The organism is Rhizobium sp. Root483D2 (genome assembly GCF_001426685.1).
Taxonomy (GTDB): Bacteria; Pseudomonadota; Alphaproteobacteria; order Rhizobiales; family Rhizobiaceae; genus Pararhizobium; species Pararhizobium qamdonense.
In genome coordinates, this window is sequence record NZ_LMFB01000043.1 from 98,478 (window position 1) to 107,886 (window position 9,409).

16 protein-coding genes and 1 tRNA gene are annotated in these 9,409 nt (G+C 57.5%); 1 reads left to right on the top strand and 16 read right to left on the bottom strand.

All coding sequences use genetic code 11. The features are described from left to right. Positions 1-296 precede the first annotated feature (296 nt). Entirely contained in the window at positions 297-593 is a 297-nt protein-coding gene (locus ASD32_RS27070; protein WP_060641138.1) for a hypothetical protein, read from the bottom strand. A 548-nt stretch (positions 594-1,141) separates the two neighbouring features. After that, positions 1,142-1,219 (bottom strand) — tRNA-Met (locus ASD32_RS27075). Positions 1,220-1,329: 110 nt separating this feature from the next. On the opposite strand from ASD32_RS27075, the gene ASD32_RS27080 reads away from it, so the two are divergent. Continuing rightward, positions 1,330-1,869: a hypothetical protein gene (locus ASD32_RS27080; RefSeq protein WP_156383391.1), complete on the top strand. Its 540-nt coding sequence runs from the start codon at positions 1,330-1,332 to the stop codon at positions 1,867-1,869. 126 nt (positions 1,870-1,995) lie between these two features. Here the strand turns inward: ASD32_RS27080 and ASD32_RS27085 are convergent, their stop codons facing one another. The 14 genes from ASD32_RS27085 to ASD32_RS30495 form a co-directional block, all read right to left on the bottom strand. Next, positions 1,996-2,610: a transcription termination/antitermination NusG family protein gene (locus ASD32_RS27085; protein ID WP_060641140.1), complete on the bottom strand. Its 615-nt coding sequence runs from the start codon at positions 2,608-2,610 to the stop codon at positions 1,996-1,998. Between the two features lie 42 nt (positions 2,611-2,652). After that, on the bottom strand, positions 2,653-3,291 hold the full coding sequence (locus tag ASD32_RS27090; protein ID WP_060641141.1) for a metallophosphoesterase family protein: 639 nt from the start codon (positions 3,289-3,291) through the stop codon (positions 2,653-2,655). Further along, a complete protein-coding gene (locus ASD32_RS29900; protein WP_156383392.1) occupies positions 3,288-3,464 on the bottom strand; it encodes a hypothetical protein in 177 nt (58 codons plus the stop codon). Before ASD32_RS29900 ends, ASD32_RS27090 begins: the two co-directional genes overlap by 4 nt. Further along, entirely contained in the window at positions 3,461-3,673 is a 213-nt protein-coding gene (locus tag ASD32_RS27095) for a helix-turn-helix transcriptional regulator (RefSeq protein WP_060641142.1), read from the bottom strand. Before ASD32_RS27095 ends, ASD32_RS29900 begins: the two co-directional genes overlap by 4 nt. Further along, a complete protein-coding gene (locus ASD32_RS27100) occupies positions 3,663-4,559 on the bottom strand; it encodes a DUF1376 domain-containing protein (protein WP_060641143.1) in 897 nt (298 codons plus the stop codon). Before ASD32_RS27100 ends, ASD32_RS27095 begins: the two co-directional genes overlap by 11 nt. Next, a complete protein-coding gene (locus ASD32_RS27105; protein ID WP_060641144.1) occupies positions 4,556-5,983 on the bottom strand; it encodes a DnaB-like helicase C-terminal domain-containing protein in 1,428 nt (475 codons plus the stop codon). Before ASD32_RS27105 ends, ASD32_RS27100 begins: the two co-directional genes overlap by 4 nt. After that, positions 5,980-6,177 carry a hypothetical protein gene (locus tag ASD32_RS27110; RefSeq protein WP_060641145.1) on the bottom strand — a complete coding sequence of 66 codons (198 nt, stop codon included), beginning with the start codon at positions 6,175-6,177 and terminating at the stop codon, positions 5,980-5,982. The genes ASD32_RS27105 and ASD32_RS27110 overlap by 4 nt, the downstream gene beginning before the upstream one ends. Continuing rightward, positions 6,177-6,473 (bottom strand): hypothetical protein, encoded by a 297-nt coding sequence (locus tag ASD32_RS27115; protein ID WP_244490294.1) that lies wholly within the window; start codon positions 6,471-6,473, stop codon positions 6,177-6,179. The genes ASD32_RS27110 and ASD32_RS27115 overlap by 1 nt, the downstream gene beginning before the upstream one ends. Then, a complete protein-coding gene (locus tag ASD32_RS27120) occupies positions 6,470-7,111 on the bottom strand; it encodes a hypothetical protein (protein WP_060641147.1) in 642 nt (213 codons plus the stop codon). The genes ASD32_RS27115 and ASD32_RS27120 overlap by 4 nt, the downstream gene beginning before the upstream one ends. Beyond that, the gene (locus tag ASD32_RS27125) at positions 7,108-7,458 is read right to left on the bottom strand and encodes a hypothetical protein (RefSeq protein ID WP_156383394.1); all 351 of its coding nucleotides are present in this window, start codon (positions 7,456-7,458) and stop codon (positions 7,108-7,110) included. Before ASD32_RS27125 ends, ASD32_RS27120 begins: the two co-directional genes overlap by 4 nt. Next, positions 7,455-8,234, bottom strand: coding sequence for a hypothetical protein (locus ASD32_RS27130; protein WP_060641149.1), 780 nt, complete (start codon positions 8,232-8,234; stop codon positions 7,455-7,457). Before ASD32_RS27130 ends, ASD32_RS27125 begins: the two co-directional genes overlap by 4 nt. Next, on the bottom strand, positions 8,231-8,416 hold the full coding sequence (locus tag ASD32_RS27135; protein ID WP_060641150.1) for a hypothetical protein: 186 nt from the start codon (positions 8,414-8,416) through the stop codon (positions 8,231-8,233). Before ASD32_RS27135 ends, ASD32_RS27130 begins: the two co-directional genes overlap by 4 nt. Further along, a complete protein-coding gene (locus ASD32_RS27140; RefSeq protein WP_060641151.1) occupies positions 8,413-9,066 on the bottom strand; it encodes a hypothetical protein in 654 nt (217 codons plus the stop codon). Before ASD32_RS27140 ends, ASD32_RS27135 begins: the two co-directional genes overlap by 4 nt. Beyond that, the coding region (locus tag ASD32_RS30495) for a hypothetical protein (RefSeq protein ID WP_210171120.1) at positions 9,063-9,409 on the bottom strand (347 nt) is incomplete at its 5' end. The genes ASD32_RS27140 and ASD32_RS30495, both read right to left, overlap by 4 nt.

A 9,409-nucleotide genomic window follows, 5' to 3' on the forward strand; every position in this document is an offset into this window, starting at 1 on the left:
TTGAATTTTCCGGAAGGGGCTGAATATGCGGGACGTGGCTTTGCCGATATCGATACTGTTGGGCTTCGCGATGCTGAGCGCCGCAATCCACACGAAAGAGAATGACTTCCAAACCTGCGTCCGTTTGATCGACGCAGCCTTGCCAGCCGACTATGGCAGCGGGAACCGTGAGCTTGCCGTTGTGGACTCGTGTCAAGCGAAGTGATGTCTCAATCTCTACCCTCAACAGAGGACACAGAGCGGGACATCGGCGAACCGGGCGGTTAAGCCCGGCTCTCCATTTCAGGACTGCGGGGTTAGCAGCGTCTTCGGAGGTCGAGGAAGGAAGAACGGCTGCCATCGGTAGATGCAAGGTGCAGGCTGTTGGCGCGCTGGATACTTCGAGTAAAGACGCGAAAGGTGCCGGCCGGCGCTTCGCAGGTGAGTGCGGCGTGGTCGACAGTAGCGATCGTCGGCGCCGGATATGATTCGTGGCTCTGGGCCATGATGCTGATGCCTGGATCGATCGGCACGGCGGCGGCACTGGGCATGGTCATGATGACGCTGGCGCACATGGCGATAGCGAGGCAGGCGAGACTTTGGAGAAAGCGCATGCTGTTTCCTTTCTGTAGTTGGTAGCTGAGAGGGCCTAGTGCGCAATCCAACTCTGAAACCTCCCTATAAGGACAATGACGTCCTGAATTATAGGAGGTTTAGAAATGACGCTGTTGGATTGGATGAACTTCGGAATAGCTGCAATCACGCTGATCAGCCAAATGATCGAGCTTTATGGAAAGCTCAGGAAAAGGTGAGCGGTTTACCGTCTCGCTCAAGACAGGGCGGAACCCTACCGCCATGGTGCCCTCTTCCAAGGGTGCCACCAACGAGAAGGTCACGAGACCCGTTGGCGCCCGTATCGCTTCCCAGCGGAAGCACGCCCGGCATGCGCTTGCTCGTTCCTTTATCGCTCGCGAGCCACGAGACCTTGCGCGTCTTGGCGGATGGTGAAGCCAGACCCGGCCGCAAGAATGAGAAAACCCCGCCACCAGTGAAAGGCGACGGGGCGAGAAGACCGGATTATCCGGTTTATTCGGCTCAGGACGGCCAGCAATTCACTCTGCCTGATTTAAACGCCCCGGATAGACGAGCGCCCGTCCTGATCTGGTTGCGGAGACAGGATTCGAACCTGCGACATCCAGCTTATGAGGCTGGCGAGCTACCGGGCTGCTCTACTCCGACAAATCGAGAAATTGAAACCACCGACGTGCCACTCTCATCCTTGATACTTTTTCAAGATATTTCCCCGATTATCCCGCTAGAAACCGGCAGTTGTATCAGGGGGGGGAGCAAGTGAATTTTAACGCGTGGGGACCTTTTGAATTTTCAGGGACGGACGGCCAGTGGAAGGCCGAATTCTGGCAACAAGCCGCAGATCAGGAAATACACTACAACTGTCCCCCGGATCGCCTGAGGAATGCCATTGGTTGTTACATGTTCGCGATCAAACGCGGCAAGCAATATACCCCTTGGTACGTTGGGCAAACCCGCGCCGCAGCCGGCTTCGAAGGCGAGATCTTTGAACGACACAAGCTCGATCACTACAGGTCATCACTGGCATCGGCCCAGCGGTCTACCGGATACATTTTCTTGTTTCCGCTGATAACCGGCGGCGACGATTGGCGGTTCAGCACTGCTAGAACAACCGGGAAAAACCTCATCGACTGGCTAGAAAAGATGCTCATTGGCATGGCGCTGTCGAAGAACACTGAACTTCGCAACCTTCGAGACACGCTCTTCCTGAAAAATGTCTGGGTTGAAGGTGTATTCGGAGATCAAAACCCGGGCCGTCCTTCCTTCCCCGCCTCTGAGGCGAGAAAGGCGCTCTTGTAGGTAGCGTGTTCGATTAGCATTGAAAAATTGACAGCATTCTTTTTGAGCGATTGGCGGTGAAAACCAATCAGAGGCCCGGCGATACCGCAACAGAACAGCCATAAAATCACCTTATGGCTGGAAGTATTACACTGCTTCGGAAAATTCCGCAATATCAAGCTCTACTGGAACCAAGCCCTTCAGCGTCTCTATCATCGCTTTTATGGTATTGCGGCCGGTGGCATCCACAACATATCCGCCCATTCCCTTCAAGAAGCCGCCGTTGACGACAACCCGGTGGTTTTTCGGGAAGACGTCGCGGGCTTCCTTCCTCGTAAGTTTGCGGCCCGCCTGGTTCTCTTTCTCTATCCGGCGGGCGCGTCTCCGCTCCATTGCTTCCAGTTCGGACGCCTCGGCGGCGCGGATGTTCTCGATGTCCAAAGCCGGGATGCGCAATGGGCAACCGGCAACGCCGAGGATGGCAGAAACCCCATCGCAATCGGAAAGGGTGTAAAAGCTGTGGGGATCGCGCACGAAGGCATATCCGACCATCAGGGGGAAACGCTTCACAATGAATTCGTCTGTCCGGTGGTGCCGAACCTCACGCACTGTCGAGGGCATGAACACGTCAAAGCCCTGATCCCGTAGACTGCGCTCGATGATGGTTTCCCCCTTCCGATCCGCCGGCGCCCCTACCCGCGCCGCTGCTGGTCGCTGCGTTCCCGGTCGAGCCTTTACCGCATACCAAATCTGTGCCGCCATGGTCTTTCCTCGCTGTATGTTTGAGCCGCCGCCGCGCTCAGTTCATGCTTGAATGAAATCGAGTGGGCCGCCGGCCGACTCGTCGTGAAATATGGCGCAGGACAGTTTGCCGCCGAAGACGGCCCCGCTGTCGAGATTGGTCCTGTTGCCGATGGTGTTCGGGTTGCGGTGGGAGGGCGTATGCCCGTGTACGAAGTGCTTCCCCCAATAGGTGCCGGAGTAGTGCTCTGGCTTCCGAGACCAAAGCAGAACAGCTTCGCGCTGCTCATCGAATGGAACGCTGTCGTCCATATCAGCATGGGCGTAGACACGGTTTTCGTCGCGGTACTTCGTGGGCAGGCCCTTGATCCATTTGACGTGCGAGGGGTCCGGCTTGCCACCATATGAATCCATGGTTTGCTTGCCGCCGTTCATCAACCACATGCCCGGGTCGTCTTCACCAGTCAGTGCTCCCACCATCATGTCTTCGTGGTTGCCCTTCAGCGCGACCCACGTCCATGTTGCCTTTGAGGGGCCAGCCATGATGAAATCGATGACACCCTTGCTTTCAGGCCCGCGATCAACGTAGTCGCCGAGAAAGACGATCGTGCCGCCGGGTCGCGCTGCCTCGATCTTCGAGACCAGGGCCTTGAGCTTGTCCAGGCAGCCGTGGATATCGCCAATCGCAAAAGTGTAGCTCATGCCTCGGTGCCTTTCTGCTGCTCGCTGATCGGGTCTCGTTTCAGGATCAGCCTGATTTCCCGCATGCAGGTCTGGTCATTCCATCCCGGCCGGTGTCGATCGATAACCCGGTGTATGGATGTCTCCCGCTGCTTGCGGTGGGCGTTGGCGTTCTTGGGGTTGGTGTCGGTCATTGGATCCAGCCCTCCCTTAGCGCCCGCGCGACAACGGAAACCGCCTTGCTCGTACCTAGCCTGTCCATCGCAGTCCGAATGTGGCGATGTACGGTGAAGCGAGAGATACCCATAATCTCCGCAGTCTCGGCTGCGCTCTTTCCGTGAGAAAGCCAGTTGATCACCTCAAGATTACGCTTGCTGATCGGGCACAAATCATCACGCGGCATGGCGCGCCTCCTTTGGCTCTGACCATCCCTGCCCATCGCATGCGTCAAGGAGGCGGCTTGGGACGGCACACCCCCGCTCGCCAGGCATCGGTCCCCATTCTACCGTTGACCACTGCCGACGAGAGCGAGCGAAGCGAAGGCGCTTGGCCCAAGCCTCATCAGTGGTCTCAAGCTCTTTCGGCTTTGGGAGATCGCGACCGGCGGAAACGCGGCGCTCATAGGCTTCCCGGATTGGCTGAACAAAATATGCCCAGGATCCGGCCGGGCGCTGCATCTTGGCGGATCGAGCTCGAAGCGTCGGAAGGATATCAAGATCGAGGTTAACACCGGCAGATATTAGCTCGACTATCGGGCCAACGACCATTGCCCCGTGAGGCTGGATTTTGTCTTCACCTAACGCTTCGAGCATTTTGCTTTGGAGAAGACCAAAATCTTCAAACGGCTGCGCGCCTACTACGCTGCTAAGCGTAGTCTTATCTGCTTCTGCTTCTGCTTCTGCTTGGTTGAACGACTGTTGAACGCCCGTTGCTTCTGTTGATTGATTTTCTTGCCTTTTTTGGGCGCTAGCTTTCCCGGCTCTGACATTGTTTTTCAACTTGTCCGCACGACTTTGAATTTCGACTTCGGCGCGGCGGTTTGAGAGAACTCCGCCGGACAGCGTGAATTTGCCCAAATCGACCAGCCTGCCGATCGTTTTTTCAAATGTCGCGGGGCGCATTCCGCAGTAGGTGGAGAGCCGCGTGACGTGAAATTCTATTGGCCCGCTTTCTTCATAGATACGGCAAAGGATCATCGTGTAGACGCCAACCTCTTGGGCGGAAAGGCCCCGAACGCCGTTCATAAAATCGGCCGGGTAGAAATCAAAATAAGGAATGTGCCGGCTCATGTGCGCGCTCCATTTCTGACCGCCGAATAGGCCATGTCTGCGAACAAATGGACGGTATCCAGCGCTCCGTTGCGCTGCTTGGCGATGATAAACTCCATCTTATTCTGGACTCCCGCCAACTTGTCTTCGCGTGCAGCCTGGTCCTCGAAAGAGCCACCGGTCTCACGTTCGAGGTAGTAGGATTCGCGATAGAGAAAAGCGATCATGTCGGCATCCTGCTCGATGGCACCGGAGTCGCGGAGATCTGAGAGGACTGGCCGCTTGTTCTCCCGGCTCTCCACGCCTCGATTAAGCTGCGACAGAAGAACCACCGCGATATCGAGCTCACGAGCAAGAGCCTTGAAGCCCGATGTCATCTCAGCGATTTCATTGACGCGGTTGCCGCTGTATCGAGATGACGCGCGAATAAGACCTAAGTGGTCGATAAAGAGCACGGAGAGCGGCGAACCTGCCTTAAGGCTCGTTTCCATCATTCTCTCGGCGCGGACCCGGATGTCCGTCACGGTCTGTCCGCTCATATCATCAAGCATAAGCGGCAGGCGATCGACCTCATGCTGCGTCTGGTAAAGTAGCTCTAAATCCTGATCGGAGACGTTCCCCTTTACGATATCAGAGTAGCTGATGGCTTTCCGGCTATAGAGGAAGTCCGAAAGCATGCGCGCGGCAACCTTGGCATTGTCCATCTCAAGGGAGACCATGCCGACGCCGTGGCCAGCCTTGGCGACGTTGAGGGCAACAGAAAAGGCCAGCGTGGATTTACCCATAGATGGCCTGGCGCCGATCAGCGTCAGATCCCGCTTTTGGATGCCGCCAGTTAGGCGGTTGATGTCTGCAAGACCCCACGACGGGCCGGTAAGTCCTGTACCGTTTTGTTTCGCATCCTGCGCGGCATCAAGGGCGGTTCCTATAGCCGAGGCTAGTGACACGCGGGCCTTGCGCTGGGGGCCGGAACGAACGACAGACATGATATCGTCGAGAACCTTTGCGGTATCATAGACGATTGCCGTGACATCGGACTGCGGATCATTGGCGCTTGCTAGCATGCGCTCTGCTTCCACGGCGACCGATATGCGGGCCCACTGCTCAATGACGCGCCTTGAGCTTTCCGTTATCCTGGCGAGGCCGTAGACGGTCTTGCCGCACAGGCTGGCGAGGTACGATGAAATCTTCGTCCCTTGTGCCTTTTCGAACTCTTCGGCGTCGGCTTCGGCTATGAGACGAAGGACGACTGACGGGTTACACAAATTGTAGCGCTCATGAGCCGCACGGACGGCGCGATAAATGACCTGATGAAAGCGGCTGACGAAGTGAAAATCCTCAAGCTTCGCAAGCGTCTCGGACGCATCACCGCCAAACAGCAATGCGCCGAGAACCTCTTGCTCCACCTCAGGAATAAAATTGGACTGGACAACAGGCGCATTCATGCCGAATGCCTCCGGTCATCGCCCACAAAAGAGCGTTGGTCATCACTCATGAAAAGCGCCAGCCACTTTCGCCAAGCTCTGCCGGCGGCAATGCCGTCCTTCATGCTCTGCGACTGTTGAGCGCGGGACTGCGCAGCCACGTATTCGAGCCAAACACGTTCCTGATGATCCTGGATGGAGACGACGTTGCTCATCAGACCTGTCCTCTTGCTATCGCTTGGGAAAATGAAACAGCATCATCGACACTGTGGAGCGTGAAAACGGGGGATCCGCGCCAGTCGTCAGAAAATGACTGCTGGTTGGCGTTCAATCCCTTGCCGTAGCCTTTGGTGCCGGTCTTCACCTCAACGAGGTAATTCCTTCCACGGAAGCCGCAGAGCAGATCGACGGGTCTGTCGAGCCGGTAAACGCTGAAGCCGACGCGCTCCAGAACGGCTACGATTGCCGGTTCCGACGCGTCACGCTTGGCGTTGTGGCGAGGCATACTCATGCCGCCACCTCGCGATAGGCCGCGTAATCGTCGGCCCGTTCCAGCTTCTTGCGGCAAGGCGGGATCCAGACCAGTTTCGTGGTGGTGACGCCCTTGATCCAGACCAGCCAGCAATAGGAGGTAGCCGTCGAACCGGTAGCGGTCAGCCTGCCCTTCACCATCGGAACGCGCTCGGAGAACTGAGCGACGATCGACGGAGGGGTTTTGCTGAAAAGGTTGTAGCGACCGACGCCCTCAAGGAATGAGGTGCGGACGATCATGGCCACGCCTTCGGTTGCCAGTCCGCAGGCCCGGGCGATGAATTGCTCGGCTAGGCGAAATGGCGGGTTGCTGATGATCCAGTCGGGATCCTCGGAAAGCGGCATGACCGGAAACAGAAAATCGTGCTGGAAGGTACATGGCGTGCCGTAGTCGTGGATGTCTGACGCCCACACGGCACCAAAGTATTCCGCCAGCGGCACGGACATGTGGCCGCGATTGCAGGCCGGTTCCCATGCCGTTTTGCCAGTTAGGTAGCAGCCTGCCAACACGTGCTGGCAAAGAGCCCGCGTTGCCCATGGCTGCGTCGGAAAATCATCGAGGCTGTCGTGTGCCTCTGTGCGCTGCTGCATGACTGCAGATGAGGTGTTCTGGCTCATGCTGCCGCCCTCGCTGAAACACGCATGGTCTGTTGATCACCTCCAAAGGGAGGCTGGATGATGAGATCGGCGACCGCCCGGACGGAAACACCCACTTCGTCGCGAACTCTTACGGCTAGATCCTGGATCATCTCTTCCATGTTCCGGACGTTCCGAGTGACGTGGCCGTCGACATATTCGGCGACAAATGTCGCTAGGTTTTCGACCGGGAAGACGATCGCCTCGGGCATATAGCAAACCGTCAACTTCGATCCCGGCAACGGATTGCCCGAGACCGGGCAGCATTGCGGAAGCGGAACGCTGTGGCTGATGAAGGTCGGTACGGATAGGCTGCATGTTCTGGTCACGCGAACATCTCCATCTGCCAAGGCTCAGAGTTTTGGTTGGCTGCTTCACGTACCCTTTTGACGAGGCGATCAGCCTCGCGCCAATTGTTGGCATCGCGGCCCTGCTTGCGAGCTGCGTAGCTCCAAGCCATGCTGTCGGCGGTAGCCAACAAGGCCCGGACGCCAGCATGCAAGAGGGCCGTGATTTTTACGCCGAAGCCATGCAAAAGCAGGTCAGGACGCTCCGACGCGATCGCCTGAAGGACGCGCAGGATCGCACGCGGGTCGCCTTGGCGTTTACAGACGGACCCGACACCAACCCACATTCCCGGCTTGAGCCGGTCGCCGTACATGCGGACGTGATTGACGTAATCTTGAGGCGCAAAACCTTGCAGGACCGGCATCACGTGAAAGGGGATCGGACCATCGAAAAGACGTTCAAGCTCCGCCACCAGGGCGTCAAAGCGTTCAATCGTCAGCCTCTGGTGATCTTCGATCGTCAGCCCGGTTTTTGCTAAAATAAAGGGCTCGCACATGTAGTCCTGCGCGACTGCCGCTGCGATGTTGACCACGCCCGTCGTGTGCAGCCTATGAAGTTCGGCGGCATATTCCTCGACGCCATGTCGATAGCAGCCGTGCAAAAGCAATTCGGTGAAGGCACCGCTGTCGACCAGTACATCCCCGCAGGCTACCGGCTTCTTTCGACGCCAAAGCCGCTTGATGCTAATGCAAGCCAGGTCGAAGTGCTGGGCGTCGGCCGGCTGATGGAGTCCGACATAGAATTTAACAGGTGTCATGCCGCCGCCGATCTGCGCTCAAGCGCCTGCAAAGCAGTCTTGCACCGATCCCGAAGGCGAGTGATCACCTCAAGCTTCTTCAGCTTTACGGCGTTATCAGCCTTGTTCATGGAGCCCTTGAGGCGGAATATCTGGGCGTCGAGTTCTTTGATCTCTTCGCGGAGGTGTTCGGATTCGGTCACTCGGCAGCCTCCAGAATGCTTGGCCGCTTAGCTGACGCTGCCATAGAAATGAGAAGTTTTCGAAAGGGGTCTGGCGTCCCGATCCGCGGTGAACTGTCAGTCCCGCCACCTCGGGCCCCGACCTCGCCGAGACGCTTGGCCCTTTTGATCCCCATCCGGGCGACTACTGCAGGATCGAACGTCGGGTCACGATATCCCCACTCGAGCGACGGCAGATAATCGACGCCGTAGGCGAGGATAAGCGTCGGCTTTCGAGCGTAGTGCCCATAGCGGCCCTGCTCGACGCAGCACGTCCACCCGCCGTGATAGTCGGCCATTATCCAGCCGCCGGCGCGCTCTGGGGTGTTAAGGTCGAAATGAGGCCAAGCCAGTGACCCCCAAGGGTGTTCGATTACACCGCCATAAGTCCGGGCGGCGTTGAGCGCGGCCTTGAAGCAGCCGCCGTCATCCCCGAGTTGCTTGCGTTCTCCGGTGAGCTTGACGGTCAACGGCTGGCCGAACCACATTTTTCCCCAGCGCTGGCAGGGCGGGTGTGCAACCACGGGCCATGGGCCGGCATATTGGCGCGCATCTCTCTCCTCATCCCATGGATCGACACCATCAAGGCCATAGTAGGATCCGTTCTTCTGGACGTAGAGAGCAGCGATCACCAGTCGCCTCCATCATTCGGGATATCGATTGTTGCGAGGCAATAGTCCGGGTCCATTCCGTCACCGGGAAGATGCGCGCGCGATCCATCCTGCAACGAGCGCATCACGCAAAGGCTGCCCGATCCAGAGAACAGCCAAAGGCTTTTAGGCCAACGTTTAGCTAAACGCTTCAACGTAGCGATTGCGGCGCGCTCATCAGCGGTAGGATCGATATCCATCTGCGTCTGCCTTCTGAAAAGAAAATCCGCATTTGCGCGGCAGTTGGGCGGCCGGGAGGAGTTAGGCCGCGCACTCATAAATCGGGTTTGCAAATCGGTTTGATTTTGATTCATTGAAGCCTTGA